Here is a 19,410-nt window from a genome sequence, read left to right on the forward strand (position 1 = left end):
AATTGTTATGTCTCAGAATGCAACCCAGGCGATCCGCGCCAGTTTTTTTGATATCACCCAGACGGTGGACGATCCGCAGCAGTTGCCGGACGCCGCTCGCTATATTGCCGACGGGCTGCTGTTGCTTAATCAGGGCGTTATCGTCGGGTTGTCAGACTGGGAAGAGGGGCAGCACCGGCTGACGCCGGAGGTGGATCTGCTGGACTGCCGTGGTCGGTTGATTGTCCCGGGTTTTATCGATACGCATATCCACTACCCGCAAACCGAAATGATCGGCGCATTTGGTGAACAGCTGCTGGAGTGGCTGAATCAGTACACGTTCCCGGTTGAAAGCCAGTATCACTGCCCGCAGCATGCGGCACGTATGTCGGCATTTTTCCTGCAACAGCTGCTGAGTAACGGCACGACGACTGCACTGGTGTTTGGCACCGTCCATCCGCAGTCGGTGGATGCGTTGTTTACCGCGGCATCGGCCCTCGAAATGCGGCTGATTGCGGGCAAAGTGATGATGGATCGTAATGGTCCGGATGCGCTGATGGAGACGCCTGAGCAGAGCTACCAGCAGACCCGTGAACTGATTGAGCGCTGGCATAATAAAGGGCGCCTGAGCTATGCCCTGACACCGCGCTTTGCCCCGACCTCATCGCCCGAACTGCTGGCGAAAGTGCAGCAGCTGCGTCATGAGTTCCCGGATACCTGGGTACACACGCACCTCAGCGAAAACCCGCAGGAGATCGCCTGGGTAAAAACACTTTTCCCGCAGCATAACGGCTACCTGGATGTGTATCACCAGTATCAGTTGACCGGGAAGCGCAGTCTGTTTGCGCACTGCCTGCATCTGGACCAACACGAATGGGACTGCCTCCACCACACCGATTCTGCCGTCGCATTCTGCCCGACCTCCAATCTGTTTCTGGGCAGCGGCCTGTTTGACCTGAAAACCTGCTGGCATAAAGGGGTGAAGATGGGCATTGGTACGGATGTCGGCGCGGGCACGACCTTTAACATGCTGCAAACAATGGGAGAAGCTTACAAAGTGGGGCAGCTCCAGCGCTATACACTTTCAGCCTGTGAAGCCTTCTACCATGCCACGCTGGGCGGGGCGAAAGCGCTGGATCTCGATGACCGCATCGGCAACTTTATGCCCGGCAAAGAGGCCGATTTTGTGATCCTCGACCCGGCAGTCTCCCCGCTGCAACAGATGCGCCACGCCAATAGCCGTGATATCTGGGAGAAACTGTTTGTACTGATGACGCTGGGTGACGATCGCAATATCGCCGCCACCTGGGTCAATGGTCGCTGCGTCTGGCAGCGTGAAGAGAAGGAGCCGGCCGCATGATCCAGTTTTTACTTAACCAGCGCCTGGTCAGCGAGCAGGACCTTGACCCCAATACCACGATCCTGAACTACCTGCGCCAGAACCAGCGGCGTTGCGGCACCAAAGAGGGGTGCGCCTCCGGGGATTGCGGTGCCTGCACCGTCACGCTGGGCCATGTGGATCAAGGGAAAATGCGCTATCAGACGGTGAACAGCTGTCTGACGTTTGTCAGCCATTTACAGGGAAAACAGCTGATCAGCGTGGAAGATCTGCGCCAGCCGGAGGGCTTGCATGGCGTACAGCAGGCGATGGTGGACTGCCACGCTTCACAGTGCGGTTTCTGCACGCCGGGCTTTGTGATGTCGATTTTCACCCTGCAAAAACACGGCGGCGGTCATCACCAGCAAATTGAACAGGCGCTGGCCGGCAATCTTTGCCGCTGCACTGGCTACCGTCCGATTGTCGATGCCGCCCGCCAGGCCTGCGCGCTGGCACAGCAGGACAGCTTTGATCGGCAGGAAGCGGCCACTGTGGCGCAGTTGCTGACGCTGCAAACCCCGGAGATGCAGGAAATCAACCACCGGGGCAACCGCTGCCTGCTGCCGAAAACAGTGAAGCAGCTGTCCGATGCGCTGCTAGCCCATCCGCAGGCGAAACTGCTGGCCGGGGGAACTGACCTGGCGCTGCAGGTGACCCAGCGCGGCGAAGCGTTACCGCTGCTGATCGCCCTTGATCAGATCGATGAACTGAAGCACTGCACGCTCAGTGACGATGAGATGGTGTTGGGCGCCGGGACGTCCCTGAGCAACTGCTGGCAATGGCTGGAGGAGGGCATTCCCGCGCTGACGCAAATTCTGGCGCGTTTTGCCTCGCAGCAGATCCGCAACCTCGGCACGCTGGGGGGGAATATTGGCAACGCCTCTCCGATTGGCGATATGCCGCCTATGCTGCTGGCGCTGGATGCATCGCTGATTTTGCAACAGGGCGACAGCCAGCGCCGTCTGCCGTTAGACGACTTCTTCCTCAGTTACCGTAAAACGGCGCTGCGCGAGGGCGAATTTATCCGCGCCGTGGTGATACCACGGGCCATGATCGCGCAGCATTTCCGCGCCTGGAAAGTGTCCACACGGCGGGAGGATGATATTTCTGCTGTGTTTGCCGCCTTTACGCTGGCGACGGATGACACGGGCTGCATCAGCAGCGTGCGCATCGCGTTTGGCGGGATGGCCGAAACACCACGCCGTGCCCATCACTGTGAGCAACAATTACTGGGACAAATGCTGACGACAACCGCGGTAGAAAGCGCCTGTCGTGCACTGGAACAGGATTTTCAGCCGCTGAGCGATTTTCGTGCCAGCGCTGCGTATCGCCTGCAACTGGCGAAAAACCTGCTGCGGCGTTATCACGCCACGCTGAGTGGCGAACTGACCGTGACGGAGGTATCAGACTATGTCCTATAAACCCCCGGCGTTAAGCCCGGACGCGCTGGCCCGCCAGTTTCAGCAGGACAATGCGGGGGGCGTGGGTAAAAGCACGCGACATGACAGCGCAGCGATGCATGTAGCCGGAGAAGCCCTCTACATTGACGACCGTCTGGAACTGCCGGGCATGTTGCATCTCTCACCGCGCCTGAGTGAACATGCCCATGCGCGTATTCTCAGCATCGACGTTGAACCCTGCTACCGCGTGCCCGGCGTGGTGCAGGTGCTGACCTGGGAAAACGTTCCCGGTGAGCTGGATATTGGCCCGCTGGAGCCGGGCGATCCGCTGATGGCGAAAGCGATCGTGGAATACGTCGGGCAGATGGTGTTGGTAGTGGCAGCAGAAAGCGAGCAGGCGGCGCGTCAGGCGGCCGCGCTGGCGGTGATTGAGTACCAGCCGCTGACCCCGTTGCTGGACGTGAAGCAGGCGCTGGAGCAGGGCAGTTTTGTCCAGCAACCGCATATCCACCAGCGCGGGGATGCTGATGCTGCGCTGGAGAAGGCACCCCATCGCCTGAAGGGCGAGTTTCATATTGGCGGTCAGGAGCATTTCTATCTGGAAACCCAGGTGGCGCTGGTGGTGCCGGGCGAAGATCGCGCGTTGCAGGTTTACTCCTCTACCCAGAACCCCACCGAAGTGCAGAAGCTGGTGGCATCGGTGATGGGGCTGACGATGAATAAAGTGACCATCGATATGCGCCGCATGGGAGGCGGTTTCGGCGGTAAAGAAACGCAGGCAGCAGGCGTCGCCTGCCTCTGTGCGCTGGCGGCACGTCTGAGCGGGAGGCCTGCCAAAATGCGGCTGTCGCGGCGTGACGATATGCTGACGACCGGAAAACGGCATCCGTTTTTCGTGCGTTATGACGTGGGGGTGGATGATGACGGGCGTTTCAGCGGGGTGAAGATCGACCTGGCGGGGAACTGCGGTTACTCGCTGGATCTGTCTGGTTCGATCGTCGATCGCGCCATGTTCCACGCCGACAACGCCTATTATCTCGGTGATGCGCTGATCACCGGCTACCGCTGCCGCACCAACACCGCGTCCAATACCGCCTATCGCGGTTTTGGCGGCCCACAGGGCATGGTGGCGATTGAGCAGATCATGGATCATATCGCCCGTGAGCTGGGCCTTGACCCGCTGGAGGTGCGCAAACGTAACTACTACGGCAAACAGACGCGCAATGTCACCCACTATTATCAGACGGTCGAGGATAATTTGCTGGATGAGATCACCGCACAGCTTGAACAGAGCGCAGACTATGCCGCACGCCGTGCGCAGATTACCGCGTTTAATGCTGCCAGCCCGGTGATGAAACGCGGTCTGGCCCTGACACCCGTGAAGTTTGGCATCTCCTTTACTTCCAGCTTTCTCAACCAGGCGGGGGCACTGATCCTGATTTACACCGATGGCACGGTGCAGCTGAATCATGGCGGCACCGAAATGGGCCAGGGGCTGAACACCAAAGTGGCGCAGATTGTCGCTGAGGTGCTGCAAATCGATATTAACAGTATTCAGATCACCGCTACCGATACCGGGAAAGTGCCTAACACCTCGCCCACAGCGGCCTCCAGTGGCACTGACCTTAACGGTAAGGCGGCGCAGAATGCGGCTGAAATCCTGCGTGAAAGACTGGTCAGCATGCTGTGTCAGCTGCATGACTGTGGCGCGGAGCAGGTAACGTTCAGCAACGGCATTGTTCACGTCGCCGATAACTACTTTACCTTTGCCGATGTTGCCCAGCTGGCATGGCTTAATCAGGTTCCGCTTTCCGCCACCGGCTACTACCGCGTACCGGGGATCCACTACAACCGGCTGGCCGGGCGGGGGCAGCCATTTTATTACTTTGCCTATGGTGCGGCCTGTGCCGAAGTGCTGATCGACAGCCTGACCGGGGAATACCGCCTGCTGCGTGCCGATATTCTGCATGACGTGGGGGCTTCGCTGAACCCGGCCATTGATATCGGCCAGGTAGAGGGCGGTTTCGTACAGGGTATGGGCTGGCTGACCAGCGAAGAGCTGGTGTGGAACGACAAAGGTCGTCTGCTGACCGATGGCCCGGCCAGCTACAAAATTCCTGCGATTGGCGACGTGCCGCAGGATCTGCGGGTGACGCTGGTCGAAAATCGCAAAAACCCGCAGGACACCGTGTTCCATTCCAAAGCGGTGGGAGAACCGCCCTTTATGCTGGGGATCGCCGTCTGGTGCGCCTTGCAGGATGCGGTATCCAGCGTGGGCGGCTACCGCCAGCATCCGCTGCTGGATGCACCCGCCACGCCAGAGCGCGTGTTCTGGGGCGCAGAGAAACAGCGTTCAGGAGGTGAAGATGCGTAGCGATGACTGGATTACTCTTCTTGCAAACCTGCGCGATCGTGCAGAGCCCTGTGTGTTGCTGACGGTACTGGATGATAAAGGGTCTGTCCCACGCGATCGCGGCAGTAAAATGGTAGTGACCGCCGATAAAACCTGGCTGACCATCGGCGGCGGCCATCTGGAGTTTCAGTCGGTTGCCATTGCCCGCGAGATGCTGCTTGCCGGGCAGACGCAGGCGCGCTACGAGCAGTTTAACCTCGGGGCGCGTCTTGGGCAGTGCTGTGGCGGCATCAGCAGCGTGCTGTTCGAACCGCTGATCCAGGCACAGCCGCAGATAGCGGTCTTCGGTGCCGGGCATGTTGGTCAGGCACTGGTGACGTTACTGGCAACGTTACCCTGTCACGTTCACTGGGTGGATGAACGAGCAGAACAGTTCAGCCTGGTACCACCTGGCGTCACCGTTTGCTGCCTGGAAGACCCGACAGAGCAGGTAAAACGCATGCCTGCGGGCAGTTACTATGTGGTGATGACCCATCACCATCCGCGCGATCTTGAACTCTGTGAAGCGATCCTGCGCCGTGACGATGTCGCTTATGTTGGCATGATCGGCTCAGACACCAAACGCCAGCGCTTTGACTACCGGCTGGAGGGCAAAGGCTTCAGCCGTGAGCAGCTTAATCGTCTGCGCTGCCCGATTGGTTTGCCGGATGTAAAAGGCAAACTGCCTGCGGAAATCGCGGTGGCCGTGGCGGGGGAGATCATTGCCTGTTATCAACGACGGGAATGATTTTGCGCCAAGGCGCACGGGCGATTATGCTGGAGGTTCAGCCAAAGGGAATGGGAGCAGGGAAATGAAGATCGCACCGTTAGTCTGGGCCATTAGTCTGGCACTGACCGTCAGCGCACAGAGCGCACTGGCGGCAGAGCCACAAAAGGAGAGTCGTCACATGTCGTCGCAGCACAATAACCCCTTCAGTCAGGCCAGTTCACTGCCTTTCCAGGCACCGCCTTTTGACCGTATCACTATCGCTGACTACCATCCGGCGCTGATCGCGGCAATAGCGGAAAAGCGCGATGAGATTGCACGCATTGCAGATAATCCCGCCGCACCAACGTTTGAAAATACCTTCCAGGCCCTGGAGCAGAGTGGGCAAAGTCTGCGACGCGTCAACAATGTGTTCAGCGCCATGACCTCGGGGAACACCAGCGATGAACTTCAGGCGCTGGATGAGGAGATGTCACCGACGCTGGCCGCGCTGGATGATGATATCAAGCTGAACGGTAAGCTGTTTGCCCGGCTGGATGCGGTTTACCAGCAGCGGCAGCAGCTGGCGCTTGATCCGGAGTCACTTCGCCTGGTCGAGGTCATCTGGCAGGCGTATGTGCTGGCCGGAGCGCGCCTGACAGAGAGCGATAAAACGGCGCTGAAAGCCCTGAATCAGGAGTCAGCGACACTCAGTACGCGTTTTACCAACCGTCTGCTGGCCGCCACCAAAGCGGGAGGCGTGGTATTTGACGATGCGCAGGCACTGGCAGGACTGAGTGATGCAGAAAAGGCGGCGGCGGCGGAAGCCGCAGGCGCGCGCGGATTAAACCATCAGTGGCTGCTGGCTCTGCACAACACCACGCAGCAGCCCGATCTGCAAACCCTGACGGATCGCGCTACCCGTGAGACGCTTTTCACCGCCAGTTGGACGCGTGCTGAAAAAGGTGATGCCAATGATACCCGCGAGGTGATCGTGCGTCTGGCGCAGGTGCGCGCACAGCAGGCAAAACTGCTGGGTTTTGACAGCTACGCGGCCTGGAAATTGCAGGATCAGATGGCGAAAACGCCGCAGGCGGCATTTGATTTTATGCGTCAAATTGTGCCTGCCGCCACTGCGCGGGCGCAGCGTGAAGCAGACGATATTCAGGCAGTCATTGACCAGCAGAAAGGTGGTTTTACCCTGGCCCCCTGGGATTGGCAGTTCTATGCTGAGCAGGTCCGTCGCGCGAAGTACGACCTCGATGAAACGCAGATTAAACCGTATTTTGAACTGAACAACGTGCTGGAAAATGGTGTATTTTATGCCGCCACCCAGCTTTACGGCATCACCTTTAAACCGCGCCCGGATATCCCGGTTTATCACCCGGATGTGAAAGTCTATGAAGTGCTGGATAAAGACGGCAGTTCGCTGGCGCTGTTCTACGCCGACTGGTTCAAACGCGACAACAAGGGCGGTGGCGCCTGGATGGGCAATTTTGTTGAGCAGTCGACGCTGTTAGGGACAAAACCGGTGATTTACAACGTGGCCAACTACAGCAAACCTGTGGCCGGACAGCCTGCGTTATTGTCATGGGATGATGTGATCACCATGTTCCATGAGTTCGGCCATGCGCTGCATGGAATGTTTGCCGAACAGCGCTACCCGAGCCTGTCTGGTACCGAAACGCCGCGTGATTTTGTCGAGTTCCCGTCGCAGTTTAACGAGCACTGGGCCAGCAACACCCAGGTGTTTAACCATTTTGCCCGCCATTACCAGACAGGCGAGCCGATGCCTGCGGCATTGCGTGAAAAGATGCTGCGTGCCGGCACCTTTAATAAAGGTTATGACATGAGTGAGCTTCTGGCCGCCGCATTGCTGGACCTGCACTGGCACAGTCTGAGTGACGGGCAGCCGTTGCAACAGGCCGATCGCTTTGAACAGGCGGCGCTGGAGAAAGAACATATCCATCTGGCTGCTGTACCGCCGCGCTACCGTTCCAGTTATTTCCAGCATATCTGGGGCAATGGCTATGCCGCCGGCTATTACGCCTATCTGTGGACCGAAATGCTGGCCGATGATGGATTTGCCTGGTTTGAGGAGCACGGCGGGCTGACGCGGGAAAATGGTCAGCGTTTCCGCGATAACGTGCTGTCGCGCGGCAACAGTGAAGACCTCAAGCAGCTCTATCATGACTGGCGGGGACAGGAACCGGCCATTGAGCCGATGCTGCATCACCGTGGGTTGAAATAACGTTATCTAAAACGGGCAGGCCGGTAAACGGCCTGCCCCTGACGCTTACTGACCGTAAGCCAGCTGTAATTTGGCGTAAAAATCTTCCAGCACAAAGCGCGCATCAATCGCGTTATAGACACGAATTTCGCGATGACTTTCATCGATACTGTACGTCAGGTCATCATTCAGCTTCGGTGCTTTCACCATCGTATAGTGATATTCGTGATCGTCGAGCAGCAGCCCAATCGCCGGGTTGTCGCCCAGCACCCAGACCTCACTTTTTGGCCAGGGAATGCCTTTCAGATTCGCCGATGCCCAGTCGTTAAATTCCAGCATCTGCTGCCAGAGATATTCCCCGGTTTTCCCCTGCGGTTTGACTTTCACGGCCAGCTCGGCCAGTGACACACGCATCGACATATAAACATTGTGCGGTACCTGCCACAGCGGGGCTTTCGATGCGAACAGAATGCGTCCGGCCTGCGGGTCGTTATACAGGTTGTATTCCCAGCCGCCTTTTGGGTACGGATTGCCACCAATCCATACCACGGTTAAGCGACTGGCAATCTCAGGCCGCGCCTGCAAGGCCAGCGCCACATCGGTGGCCGGGCCGAGCACCAGCACAAACAGCGGGCGTGTGTCGTTGCTCATGGCTTCCCGAATAATGCCCTCGGCACCTTCACTTAACGGCTGGGTCTGTTGATTGATTTCATGCTGTGCACCGTGCCAGACCGGGGTGGAGGCGTGCATCAGTGAGGTCAGATGCTGCAACTCCTGATAGCTTTTCGGTTCGGTCGGGTCAAATTTCTTCATCATTGTTGCCGTGCGTTGGTAGTGGGCAGCAATCAGCCCGCGCACATCAAAGGTCGGTGTCAGCAGGGCGTGTGCCACGGCAAAGTCATCATCCGCTTCATTTTTGGCGTCGCTGCTGATAATCACCCGCACCTGTTTCGCCACATCGGGCTTGAAAGGCAGTGGATGCCCCGGCGTGGTGGCCAGCAGCGGGGCAGAAAACGATAATGCCAGCACCATCAATAACGGTTTGAACATGATCTCTCCAGAGGATTTCATATAAAACAACGCCCTGCGCGATAGCGCGCATCGTCTCAGGGCGTGGAGTAAAGGGCAGCCAGGCTGCCCGGGGGGGATTACTTCAGTGATTCGCCGTGCGTTTTAATCACGTTCTGATACCAGAAGAAACTCTTCTTACGGCTGCGGGCGAGGGTGCCGTTGCCCTGATCGTCACGGTCAACGTAGATGAAGCCGTAACGTTTGGAGAACTCCGCTTTTGACGCACTCACCAGGTCAATCGGGCCCCAGCAGGTATAACCGAGCACTTCAACGCCATCGTCAATCGCTTCACGCACCTGCACAAGGTGGTCGTTCAGGTAGGCGATACGATAGTCATCATTAATGGAGCCGTCCGCTTCCACGATATCGCGTGCACCCAGACCGTTTTCCACAATAAACAGCGGCTTCTGATAACGATCGTACAGTTCGTTCATCAGATAACGCAGCCCTTCAGGGTCGATCTGCCAGCCCCACTCTGAGCTTGCCAGATGCGGGTTCGGCACCATATTCAGAATATTGGCGCGGGCTTTGTTGTTTTGCTCTTCGTTGGTGGTCACGCACCCGGTCATGTAATAGCTGAACGAGATAAAATCGATAGGTTCGCGCAGATCCTGCTTGTCCTGTTCGGTGATCTCAAGTGTGATGCCATTCTCTTTAAAGTAGCGCGTCATATAGGCCGGGTAGTACCCACGCGTCTGCACATCACCAAAGAACAGCCAGTCGCGGTTCTGCTTCTGGGTTTCAAGCAGGTCAGCAGGCAGCGGGCTGAGGGGGTACAGCATGGCACCCAGCAGCATATTGCCGATTTTGGCATCCGGGATGATCTGGTGGCAGGCTTTCACCGCGCGCGCACTACCCACCAGTTGATGGTGGATCGCCTGATACACGGCCTGCTTATCACTCTCTTCCGGCAGGCCCACGCCAGTGAAAGGCGCATGCAGCGACATATTGATTTCGTTGAAGGTCAGCCAGTGCTTGACCTTATCTTTATAGCGAGCGAACACCGTTTCGGCATAGTGCACGAAGCAGTCGATGGTTTTACGGTTGCCCCAGCCGCCATACTTTTTAATTAAACCGTAAGGCATTTCATAATGGGAAAGGGTGACCAGCGGGGCGATATTGTATTTTGCCATTTCGTCGAACAGACGATCGTAGAACGCCAGGCCTGCTTCGTTCGGCTGTGTTTCATCCCCTTCCGGGAAGATGCGCGTCCAGGCAATTGAGGTACGCAGAACCGTAAAGCCCATTTCGGCAAACAGCTTAATGTCTTCCGGGTAGCGGTGATAGAAATCAATGGCCACATCCTTGATGCCAAAATCACCTTCCTGACGTTCCACGCGCTCACCAAAAATGCCGTGTGGCTGTAAATCCGAGGTGGAAATGCCTTTACCCTCGGTCTGCCATGCGCCTTCGACCTGGTTGGCGGCGACGGCGCCGCCCCAGAGGAAATGTTGTGGGAAACGTTGTGTCATGTTGATCTCCTTATGAAAGATTATTTAATCAGCGTCAGCAGTGGCTCACCTGCGGCCACCTCGCGTTGCTGGCTGGCAGCCAGCACGTCGATATAGTCATCGCTGTTACTGATTAGCACCGGAGTGGTGAGGTCATATCCCGCCGCACGAATCGCCGGGATATCGAATTCCAGCAGCAGGTCACCGACGCGTACTTTGTCGTCCTGGCTGACGTGAGCGGTAAAATGCAGGCCATCGAGTTTTACGGTATCAATCCCCACGTGGATCAGCACTTCTGAACCGTCTTCTGCTTCCAGTCCAATGGCGTGGCGGGTACGGAACAGTGAGGCAACGGTGCCGTTAACTGGGGAGACCACCCGGCCAACACTGGGCTGAATACCGATGCCTTTCCCCAGCAGGCCGCTGGCAAAGGTCTCATCCGGCACCTGGTCCAGCGCAACGACGGCACCGCTCATTGGGCTGACCAGCGTCTCTTTATGCAGCAGGTCAGGATTGACGACTGCCATCGGGGCAGCGGGTGCCGCTTCTTCTTTTACTGTGACTTTCGCCGCAGGCAGACCGAACAGTGACGTGGTTATGGCGGCAAAAATAAAGGCAATCAGCGCCCCGGCAATCGCGGCAACCACGCTGGCATCAAAGCCCGTTTTGGGGACCACCTGGCTGAAGGTAAACACTGACGGCAAACCGAAGGAGTAACTGGTGGTGTGATAGAAACCGAGCACCGCAGCCCCCAGTGCACCGCCAATACAACCAAAGATAAACGGACGGCGGTTCGGCAGCGTGACGCCGTAGACCGCAGGCTCAGTGATACCAAACAGGCTGGCACTAAAGGCCGATGCGGCAATTCCTTTGAGTTTTACGTCACGGGTACGCAGCAGCACGCCCAGCGTTGCCCCGGCCTGGCCGAGAACGGCAGGCATCAGCAGCGGGAGCAGGGTGTCCGCGCCATGTACGGCGAGGTTGTTCAGCATGATAGGGACAAGGCCCCAGTGCAGACCAAAGATCACGCAGACCTGCCAGAATGCGCCCATAAAGGCACCTGCAAAGGTCGGGCTGAAGCTGTAGGCATGAAGGTAGCCCGCTGCCAGCAGTTCACTGACCCAGGTGGCGACCGGGCCAATCAGCATAAAGGTGACCGGAACCACAATGGCCAGACAGATCAGCGGGGTAGTGAAGTTACGAACCGCGCCCGGCAGGCGGTTGTGCACCGCGCGCTCAATCAGGCAGGAGAACCAGGCCGCGAAGATAATCGGGATCACGGATGAGCTGTAGTTAATCAGGATCATCGGAATGCCGAAGAAGTGCAGCGGCGGGCTGCCCGCCTGTGAAGCCGTAAAGGCCGCCATCATCATCGGGTGGACCAAAGCCGCACCGATAATCATTGTCGTAAAGGCGTTACCGCCAAATTTTTTGCCCGCACTGAAGCCCAGCAAAATCGGCAGGAAGTAGAAGACGGCATCACCGGCCGCAGAGAGCGTAATGTAGGTGCCGGTGGTTTCCGTGGTCAGGCCACAGGCCAGCGCCAGAGAGAGCAATCCTTTAAGAATACCGGAGGCGGCCATGATGCCGACAAACGGGGTAAAAATACCGGAAACAATGTCAATAAAGCGGGCAAACAACGAACCTTTATCCTCGTCCGCGTTATTGTTGCTGTCGTCTGCCAATCCCGCTGTGGTGAGCAGGTCCTGATAGACCTCGCTGACGTGGTTACCAATCACCACCTGATACTGCCCTCCGCTTTCCACCACCATAATCACGCCAGCGTTGGCTTTCAGCGCTGCAGTATCGGCTTTACGGCTGTCTTTAAGTTTAAAACGCAGACGCGTAGCGCAATGCATCACCGAATTGATGTTCTCTTTGCCGCCTACACCTTGCAGGATCTCTTCTGATAAAACCTGGTACTTCATCTTATGCTCCTGGTTTCGACATCTGTAACCTTCATATTTCACGGTGCAGGTGTGTGGGATGCCTGCCTGCACCTTGAATTATGTTGGGTCTATGTTTTCGGGCCGATGCTGAATTCAGGCCAAAAAAAAACCTAAACTGCTTCAACATCGCCGAACGGGCGTGAAAAGCAGTTTAGGTTTTGCCTGAAAATCAGTAGCAATCCTGTTTTTGTTGCAGCGATATTTCCTTACTCGCCGAGGGTTAGCAATAGGTTAAGGTTAGAATAAGTGGTTTTCGTGACCGGGATCGACTTTTATCCCGCGCTTTGTTTGCAGATTGTCACGATTTTTAACGCTCAGGAAGTGGCTCAGATTAGGCAACCGCTTCAGCACAGGCTAGACTGTATCGCATTGATTCTGTTGAGGGCGACGCAAACGTGGATGTTATTGCTGGTAAATCATTGCAGGTGTCTGACGCGATTATTTCCTGTCAGTTAGATGGAAAGGGCGGGTTAATCCCGATCGACGACAGCGATGTGCTGACGTGTGACAAGCCGTGCTGGCTGCACCTGAATTATACCCACCGTGAGAGCGCAGACTGGCTGGTGTCGACCCCGCTGCTGCCTGACGCGGTTCGCGATGCGCTGGGCGGCGACAGTATGCGTCCACGCGTTAACCGGCTGGGTGATGGCACCATGATCACCTTGCGTAGCATCAATCTCAACAGCGAATCGCGCCCGGAACAGCTGGTGGTGATCCGCGTCTTTATCAACGAGAAACTGATTGTTTCCACGCGGCAGCGCAAAGTGTTTGCCATCGATGAAGTGCTGACCGACCTGAAAAATGGCAATGGCCCGGTGGACGGGGGTAGCTGGCTGGTGGATGTCTGCGATGCGCTGACCGATCACACCAGCGAGTTTATTGAAGAGCTGCACGATAAGATCATCGATCTGGAAGATGCGGTGGTGGATCAGCAGGTGCCGCCTCGTGGTGAGCTGGCACTGATTCGTAAGCAACTGATTATCATGCGGCGCTACATGGCACCGCAGCGCGATGTCTTTTCACGTATTGCCAGCGAACGTCTTCCCTGGATGAGCGATGACGATCGTCGTCGTATGCAGGATATCTCTGACCGTTTAGGGCGGGGGCTGGACGACCTTGATGCCAGCGTGGCACGTACGGGTGTGCTGGCGGATGAGATCAGCACGGTGATGGCAGAAGCGATGAACCGCCGCACGTATACCATGTCGCTGCTGGCGATGGTTTTCCTGCCGACGACCTTCCTGACGGGGTTGTTTGGCGTCAATCTGGGGGGAATACCCGGCGGTGAATGGCATTATGGTTTTTCGACCTTCTGCCTGCTGTTGACGCTACTGGTTATCGGGGTTGCCTGGTGGTTACGAAAACGTAAATGGTTGTGATAAATGATAATTATTGCGTAAGAGACACAACAAACGGCCCGAAAGCTGATCGACGTCAATAAATGCCCCCGTGGTTCAGGGCAAACTCTTTCCCGCAGGTGAATGCAACGTCAAGCGATGGGCGTTGCGCTCCATATTGTCTTACTTCCTTTTTTGAATTAATGCATAGCACATTTGATTCGTACGACGCCGGCTATCCGCCGGCTTTTTTTTTGCGCGTTTGCCAGCGCGGTCAGATGTCCTACGCTTAAGGTTCATGCAATGTTTGAGGAGGAAGGTATGCCTGTTGACCGTATTATGGCGATTCGCTCATCTGAACCACTCAGCGACCCGGCGCCCGTTCCTGGTCCCATTCCCACACCACAGCCGTTACCTGATCCACCGCCGATTGATCCCGACCCGATTATTGATCCGCCACCGCATGTGCATCTTCAATAAAATCTCTGGTCAGGAAAAATTGATGGCAGGGCCCTGGGAAACTTCCGTATAATATCCCTTTAAAGAGTCAGCTGATACACATCGCTATAAAGCTCCCAGGGCCCAGAGAAGTATTTATGAATCAAGTGGATGTAAGAAAAGAAACCCTGGAGATTAATAAACTCCAGAAACGTCTCAGAAGAAATGTTGGCACTGCCATTACCGATTACAACATGATCGAAGACAACGATGTGGTAATGGTTTGCATGAGCGGGGGCAAAGATTCATTCGCCATGCTGGATATTCTTCTCGGCCTGCAAAAGGTGGCACCGATCAAATTTGAGATAATTGCCGTCAATCTGGACCAGAAGCAGCCAGGGTTTCCTGAACACATTCTGCCCGCTTATCTCGACAGTTTAAATATCCCTTATTACATTGTTGATAAAGATACCTATTCTGTCGTTAAAGAGAAAATCCAGGAAGGGAAAACCACCTGTGGCTTATGTTCGCGCCTGCGTCGCGGCACGCTTTATTCCTTTGCCGAGAAGATTGGCGCAACGAAAATTGCGCTGGGCCACCACATGGATGACATCGTTGAGACGTTGTTCCTTAACATGTTCCATGGCGCAAAAATGAAGGCGATGCCGCCTAAGCTGCGTTCAGATGACGGGCGTAACGTGGTGATCCGCCCGCTGACCTACTGCCGGGAAAAAGATTTGATTGCCTGGGCGGAATACAAAGCATTCCCGATCATCCCGTGTAATCTGTGCGGTTCGCAGGAAAATCTCCAGCGTCAGGCCATCAAGGCGATGCTGATGGAGTGGGACAAAACGACGCCGGGCCGAGTCGACAGCGTATTCAAGTCCATCCAGAATATCAGTCCAAGTCAGTTAGCGGACAGGGACCTGTTCGATTTTGAGGCGTTACCTTTGGATCGTAGCGGTGACAGGGCGGAATATGCCTTTACCGAGGCCACCGTTTCGTCAACCAACATTGATAAATCGCTCTATATTGACGTGGCCAATCTCTGATTCTGACACAGGCAACACCTGCCTGCGCTGATGCCCCTGACATGAGCCTGGAATGGTGAAAGATGGGGCGTCATCAACTACGCTTAGTGTAAACAAGCGAGAGGAGGGCGTAATGTCGAAAGAAAAACCAAAACCCGATCAACATCCGGCCAAAGATAATCCTAATGAGCATGGTGAGATCCCGCGTACACGCGACGACAGTGATGATGACAAAAAAGATCCTTATCAAGATCAATAGCCTTGTACGACTGTTGCCCCGTTGTCAGGGGCAGCAGATAGCTTCATTGCCCTAAGAATATTCTGGATTTCCCAAAACCCCTTAAGTTTTCGCTTTTCCCGCCGTTAATTCCTTCAGTACTTACATCAAATTTTTATCGCTCATTTCCCCCCTGTTTTGCTCAGGGCCGGTTCCTGGCGCGGGTATCCTCATAATAAACAGGCGACACCCGGGGCCTGGCTTGACTATAATGACCACCGAGAATTTCGGATTAATCCCACCTTTTACCCGTGTGGTGGCGTTAAGATCGAAAGTAAGGAGAAGGAATATCTATGAAATGGACCCGGAGAAATACCTGGATTGCGATGGTGGCGGCCTGCCTGATTTTCTGGCTGTTAATCGCGTTGGTTTTATCTTAGTCAGACGACACAACACACAGCGCTGCGTGGCTTGATCGCCAGCGCTTTTCTCCCCGCCCCCGGTGGTTTTCTGCTACACTCTTCGCCAATAATCCTGTCCGTTTTACCAGAGAACTCTTCCGTGACTGCTTTTTCTACCCTGACACAACTCCCTGCCAGCCAGATCGAAAACCTGAATGAACTCGGCTACCTTGACATGACGCCAGTTCAGGCGGAATCGCTGCCCGCTATTCTCGAAGGGCGGGATGTCCGCGCTCAGGCGAAAACGGGCAGTGGCAAAACGGCTGCCTTTGGGCTGGGTGTGATGCACCGCGTGGATGCCAGCCAGTACGTTACCCAGGCGCTGGTGCTGTGCCCAACGCGCGAGCTGGCAGACCAGGTTGCCAAAGAGCTGCGCCGTCTGGCGCGTTTCACCGCCAACATTAAAATTCTCACTCTGTGCGGAGGGCAACCGCTGAGCGCACAGCGTGATTCACTGGTGCATGCGCCGCAAATCGTGGTGGGCACACCTGGGCGTATTCTTGACCATCTGAAACGCGAAACCCTGAAGCTGGACGGGATCAACACGCTGGTGCTGGATGAAGCCGACCGCATGCTGGAGATGGGTTTCCGTGAAGACATCGACAGTATTATTCGCCACTGTCCATCGACGCGTCAGACCCTGCTGTTCTCTGCCACCTGGCCACAAGGCATCGCTCAGATCAGCCAGAGTATTCAGCGTGACCCGTTGACGGTGGAAACGGGTGATGTCTCCGATCTGCCAAAGATTGAACAGACTTTCTATGAAGCCGGCCCACGTGAGAAACTGACGGCGCTGATTGGCCTGCTTAGCGAGCGCCAGCCTTCATCCTGCGTGGTGTTCTGCAACACGAAACGTGAATGCGATGACATTGCCTATGCGCTGACAGCCGGTAACATCAGTGCGCTCGCCTTGCATGGCGATCTTGAGCAGCGTGACCGCGACCAGGTGCTGATTCGTTTCGCGAACGGCAGCTGCCGCGTACTGGTGGCTACCGATGTCGCCGCACGTGGTCTGGATATCAAGTCGCTGGCGATGGTGGTTAACTATCAGCTGTCGTTTGACCCTGAAGTCCATGTTCACCGCATCGGCCGTACGGCCCGTGCCGGAGAGGAAGGCTGTGCTGTCAGCTTCGTGGCGCAGGATGAGATGATTCGTGCCCATGCGCTGGAAGATTATCTGCAACAGAAACTGGCCTGGCGCAATGTGTCAGAGCTGAAATCGGTTGCGGCGAAACCGTTACCGGCAGAGATGGTGACCGTGAGCCTGGACGGCGGGCGTAAAGCAAAAATTCGCCCGGGTGACATTCTCGGGGCATTGACGGGTGACGGTGGACTGACCGGCGATCAGGTCGGGAAAATTGATATTGGTCCAACGCTGGCGTACGTTGCTATCCGCCAGACGCAGGCGCGTCAGGTGATGGGGCAACTGAAAGACGTGAAGATCAAAGGGAAGTCGTGCCGGGCGCGTTTAGTGAAATAACGCGTTTATCTCTGGAGTAGGGGCTGACCTTTATGTCGGTCAGCCCGCTAAAATACCCTTTAGATCTTCGTAATCACTGGCGGTTCTGCCAGCAGACCTTCAACGCCCGCCAGCAGTGCTTTAAAGTGGGGCTGTGTTTCATGCTGTTCGATAGCCGCCGCGCTTTTCCAGGTTTCGTGGAACAGGAACAGATCGCTGTTCTCGACGCTGCGATACAGATCGTAATGTACGTTTCCTTCCTCAAGGCGGCTTGGTGCCACACAGCGGTTCAGCACTTCATACAGCGCATTGCCTTTCCCTGTCGCAGCAGCAAAAGTAGCAACGATCAAAATCGGTGTATCAGACATCTGTCTCTCCTTTAGAAACGTCAAACGACGGCGTTGATAACGGAATGCCATCCCGCCGCCAGAATTTAACAGCCTGTAAGCCTGGCATGATTACACGCGTTTGACATGATCTTTTCAGGCTTCACGGCATTTCACCTGGGTCTGCAATAAATTAAGACGTCGTGCTATTGATATTTCCATAAGAATGATTTTGTAAAATTCCGTGACAGCTATCGACCTGATGCGCAACGTAGCTTATGCTGGCAAACGCATTCCAGCCTACATCCCGGAGCCTGACCTCATGAAAGCAGCGACATTTTTGCTGGCGGCAGCCACGTTATTCCTGTCAGCCTGTAGTAGCGACAGTGATAATGAGCCACCGCAACAGGCCACGGCAGCCCATGTCCCGGCGCGAGTGGTGATGGCCGATATGGCTGAAAGTGCCTGTGCCAATGCGGGCGGTACGCTGGCGTTGTCGCGCCAACTGGACGGAAGCTCGGTAGGAATGTGCCAGATGGCCAATGGCCGTCGTTGCGGTGAAAGTGCGCTGATGAATGGAAGCTGTGCACGCTGAGTGAGTCCTGTGCTTGCGTTGCCGTCGTCAGTTTTCACGCAGTTGATGAACCCGAAAGTCAGGGTTTACCGAGCTGAAACTGACGATGTTGTTTTTTATCCCTGTTAATATAACGCTCTTCTGGCGTTACCCAGCCCCCGTCTTGCCGCACGCTTCCTCTGCCTATCACAATAATTCCCAATAGCTTAACTGTGCATTTGCCCGCGTCGCAGGTAGAATGCATGCCGTTTATCGTTTGCGCCATGCGGTGCTCCACTCAAAGAGGGTAAATCCATGCTTTCACCTCAGGTTACCGGCTCACCGATTGTGGTGGCGTTAGATTATGCGGACCGGAATCGCGCTCTGGCATTTGTCGATCAGATTGAACCGGGCAGTTGCCGTCTTAAAGTCGGCAAAGAGATGTTTACCCTGTTTGGCCCACAATGGGTGCGCGATCTGCAACAGCGCGGTTTTGACGTTTTCCTCGACCTCAAATTCCATGATATCCCCAATACGACCGCCCATGCGGTGGCGGCAGCGGCTGACCTCGGTGTATGGATGGTAAACGTCCATGCCAGTGGCGGTGCGCGGATGATGAGCGCAGCGCGTGAAGCGCTGCTGCCATTTGGTAATGATGCACCTCTGCTGATTGCGGTCACGGTGCTGACCAGCATGGATGCCGATGATTTACGCGGTCTGGGGATTGAACTCTCCCCGGCAGAGCAGGCCGAGCGTCTGGCGCGTCTGACACATCAATGTGGTCTGGATGGTGTGGTCTGTTCCGCGCAGGAAGCCCGTCATTTCAAACAGGCAATAGGGCAGGACTTCCGTCTGGTGACACCGGGGATCCGCCCGGCCGGCAGCGATGTTGGCGATCAGCGCCGCATCATGACGCCACAGGAAGCGAAGCAAGCCGGGGTGGATTATATGGTGATCGGGCGTCCGATTACCCAATCAGCCGATCCGGCGGCAACGCTGCGTGACATCCTTCGTTCCCTGCAAGAGGCATAA

General features: G+C 56.0%; 16 protein-coding genes. 12 read left to right on the top strand and 4 right to left on the bottom strand.

What is annotated here, in order from left to right:
* Positions 1-7 precede the first annotated feature (7 nt).
* From guaD to dcp, 5 genes are all read left to right on the top strand, one after another.
* The gene (gene guaD, locus WH279_RS15375; RefSeq protein ID WP_339457608.1) at positions 8-1,339 is read left to right on the top strand and encodes a guanine deaminase; all 1,332 of its coding nucleotides are present in this window, start codon (positions 8-10) and stop codon (positions 1,337-1,339) included.
* Positions 1,336-2,778 (top strand): xanthine dehydrogenase small subunit, encoded by a 1,443-nt coding sequence (xdhA, locus tag WH279_RS15380; protein WP_339457609.1) that lies wholly within the window; start codon positions 1,336-1,338, stop codon positions 2,776-2,778. The genes guaD and xdhA overlap by 4 nt, the downstream gene beginning before the upstream one ends.
* Complete coding sequence (gene xdhB, locus WH279_RS15385) at positions 2,768-5,131, top strand: xanthine dehydrogenase molybdopterin binding subunit (protein WP_339457610.1); 2,364 nt, start codon at positions 2,768-2,770, stop codon at positions 5,129-5,131. Before xdhA ends, xdhB begins: the two co-directional genes overlap by 11 nt.
* Positions 5,124-5,897, top strand: a complete 774-nt coding sequence (xdhC, locus tag WH279_RS15390; protein ID WP_339457611.1) for a xanthine dehydrogenase accessory protein XdhC — start codon at positions 5,124-5,126, stop codon at positions 5,895-5,897. Before xdhB ends, xdhC begins: the two co-directional genes overlap by 8 nt.
* Positions 5,898-5,961: 64 nt before the next feature.
* Positions 5,962-8,106: a peptidyl-dipeptidase Dcp gene (dcp, locus tag WH279_RS15395; protein ID WP_339457612.1), complete on the top strand. Its 2,145-nt coding sequence runs from the start codon at positions 5,962-5,964 to the stop codon at positions 8,104-8,106.
* A 45-nt stretch (positions 8,107-8,151) separates the two neighbouring features.
* Here dcp and WH279_RS15400 read toward each other — a convergent pair whose 3' ends face one another.
* The 3 genes from WH279_RS15400 to bglF form a co-directional block, all read right to left on the bottom strand.
* Positions 8,152-9,135, bottom strand: coding sequence for a nucleoside hydrolase (locus WH279_RS15400; protein ID WP_339457613.1), 984 nt, complete (start codon positions 9,133-9,135; stop codon positions 8,152-8,154).
* Positions 9,136-9,233: 98 nt separating this feature from the next.
* A complete protein-coding gene (locus tag WH279_RS15405) occupies positions 9,234-10,628 on the bottom strand; it encodes a glycoside hydrolase family 1 protein (RefSeq protein ID WP_339457614.1) in 1,395 nt (464 codons plus the stop codon).
* Positions 10,629-10,648: 20 nt separating this feature from the next.
* Positions 10,649-12,535, bottom strand: coding sequence for a PTS beta-glucoside transporter subunit IIABC (gene bglF / locus WH279_RS15410; RefSeq protein ID WP_339457615.1), 1,887 nt, complete (start codon positions 12,533-12,535; stop codon positions 10,649-10,651).
* Positions 12,536-12,951: 416 nt separating this feature from the next.
* Between bglF and zntB the strand changes: the two genes are divergently transcribed.
* The 5 genes from zntB (at position 12,952) to dbpA (ending at position 17,520) form a co-directional block, all read left to right on the top strand.
* Complete coding sequence (gene zntB / locus WH279_RS15415) at positions 12,952-13,935, top strand: zinc transporter ZntB (protein WP_339457616.1); 984 nt, start codon at positions 12,952-12,954, stop codon at positions 13,933-13,935.
* A gap of 261 nt (positions 13,936-14,196) precedes the next feature.
* Positions 14,197-14,373, top strand: a complete 177-nt coding sequence (locus tag WH279_RS15420; protein WP_159337177.1) for a hypothetical protein — start codon at positions 14,197-14,199, stop codon at positions 14,371-14,373.
* A 116-nt stretch (positions 14,374-14,489) separates the two neighbouring features.
* Positions 14,490-15,383, top strand: a complete 894-nt coding sequence (gene ttcA, locus WH279_RS15425) for a tRNA 2-thiocytidine(32) synthetase TtcA (RefSeq protein ID WP_339457617.1) — start codon at positions 14,490-14,492, stop codon at positions 15,381-15,383.
* A 112-nt stretch (positions 15,384-15,495) separates the two neighbouring features.
* Positions 15,496-15,621, top strand: coding sequence for a hypothetical protein (locus WH279_RS15430; RefSeq protein ID WP_259149943.1), 126 nt, complete (start codon positions 15,496-15,498; stop codon positions 15,619-15,621).
* Positions 15,622-16,140: 519 nt separating this feature from the next.
* On the top strand, positions 16,141-17,520 hold the full coding sequence (gene dbpA, locus WH279_RS15435) for an ATP-dependent RNA helicase DbpA (RefSeq protein ID WP_339457618.1): 1,380 nt from the start codon (positions 16,141-16,143) through the stop codon (positions 17,518-17,520).
* 59 nt (positions 17,521-17,579) lie between these two features.
* Here the strand turns inward: dbpA and WH279_RS15440 are convergent, their stop codons facing one another.
* Positions 17,580-17,867: a putative quinol monooxygenase gene (locus tag WH279_RS15440; RefSeq protein WP_200642115.1), complete on the bottom strand. Its 288-nt coding sequence runs from the start codon at positions 17,865-17,867 to the stop codon at positions 17,580-17,582.
* Positions 17,868-18,147: 280 nt separating this feature from the next.
* Here WH279_RS15440 and WH279_RS15445 point away from each other — a divergent pair, with 280 nt between their 5' ends.
* Positions 18,148-18,420, top strand: a complete 273-nt coding sequence (locus WH279_RS15445; protein ID WP_200642114.1) for a putative hemolysin — start codon at positions 18,148-18,150, stop codon at positions 18,418-18,420.
* A gap of 273 nt (positions 18,421-18,693) precedes the next feature.
* A complete protein-coding gene (pyrF, locus tag WH279_RS15450; protein WP_339457619.1) occupies positions 18,694-19,410 on the top strand; it encodes an orotidine-5'-phosphate decarboxylase in 717 nt (238 codons plus the stop codon).

Source organism: Erwinia sp. MYb375, from assembly GCF_037479175.1.
Classification (GTDB): Bacteria; Pseudomonadota; Gammaproteobacteria; order Enterobacterales; family Enterobacteriaceae; genus Erwinia; species Erwinia rhapontici.

What these genes read in the sequence shown, in the direction of transcription:
- dcp (WP_339457612.1), top strand. Translation starts at nt 5,962, where the DNA reads ATGAAGATCGCACCGTTAGTCTGGGCCATTAGTCTGGCACTGACCGTC.
- xdhB (WP_339457610.1), top strand. Translation starts at nt 2,768, where the DNA reads ATGTCCTATAAACCCCCGGCGTTAAGCCCGGACGCGCTGGCCCGCCAG.
- WH279_RS15430 (WP_259149943.1), top strand. Translation starts at nt 15,496, where the DNA reads ATGTCGAAAGAAAAACCAAAACCCGATCAACATCCGGCCAAAGATAAT.
- bglF (WP_339457615.1), bottom strand. Translation starts at nt 12,535, where the DNA reads ATGAAGTACCAGGTTTTATCAGAAGAGATCCTGCAAGGTGTAGGCGGC.
- WH279_RS15420 (WP_159337177.1), top strand. Translation starts at nt 14,197, where the DNA reads ATGTTTGAGGAGGAAGGTATGCCTGTTGACCGTATTATGGCGATTCGC.
- WH279_RS15405 (WP_339457614.1), bottom strand. Translation starts at nt 10,628, where the DNA reads ATGACACAACGTTTCCCACAACATTTCCTCTGGGGCGGCGCCGTCGCC.
- WH279_RS15440 (WP_200642115.1), bottom strand. Translation starts at nt 17,867, where the DNA reads ATGTCTGATACACCGATTTTGATCGTTGCTACTTTTGCTGCTGCGACA.
- guaD (WP_339457608.1), top strand. Translation starts at nt 8, where the DNA reads ATGTCTCAGAATGCAACCCAGGCGATCCGCGCCAGTTTTTTTGATATC.
- xdhC (WP_339457611.1), top strand. Translation starts at nt 5,124, where the DNA reads ATGCGTAGCGATGACTGGATTACTCTTCTTGCAAACCTGCGCGATCGT.
- ttcA (WP_339457617.1), top strand. Translation starts at nt 14,490, where the DNA reads ATGAATCAAGTGGATGTAAGAAAAGAAACCCTGGAGATTAATAAACTC.
- WH279_RS15400 (WP_339457613.1), bottom strand. Translation starts at nt 9,135, where the DNA reads ATGTTCAAACCGTTATTGATGGTGCTGGCATTATCGTTTTCTGCCCCG.
- xdhA (WP_339457609.1), top strand. Translation starts at nt 1,336, where the DNA reads ATGATCCAGTTTTTACTTAACCAGCGCCTGGTCAGCGAGCAGGACCTT.
- WH279_RS15445 (WP_200642114.1), top strand. Translation starts at nt 18,148, where the DNA reads ATGAAAGCAGCGACATTTTTGCTGGCGGCAGCCACGTTATTCCTGTCA.
- pyrF (WP_339457619.1), top strand. Translation starts at nt 18,694, where the DNA reads ATGCTTTCACCTCAGGTTACCGGCTCACCGATTGTGGTGGCGTTAGAT.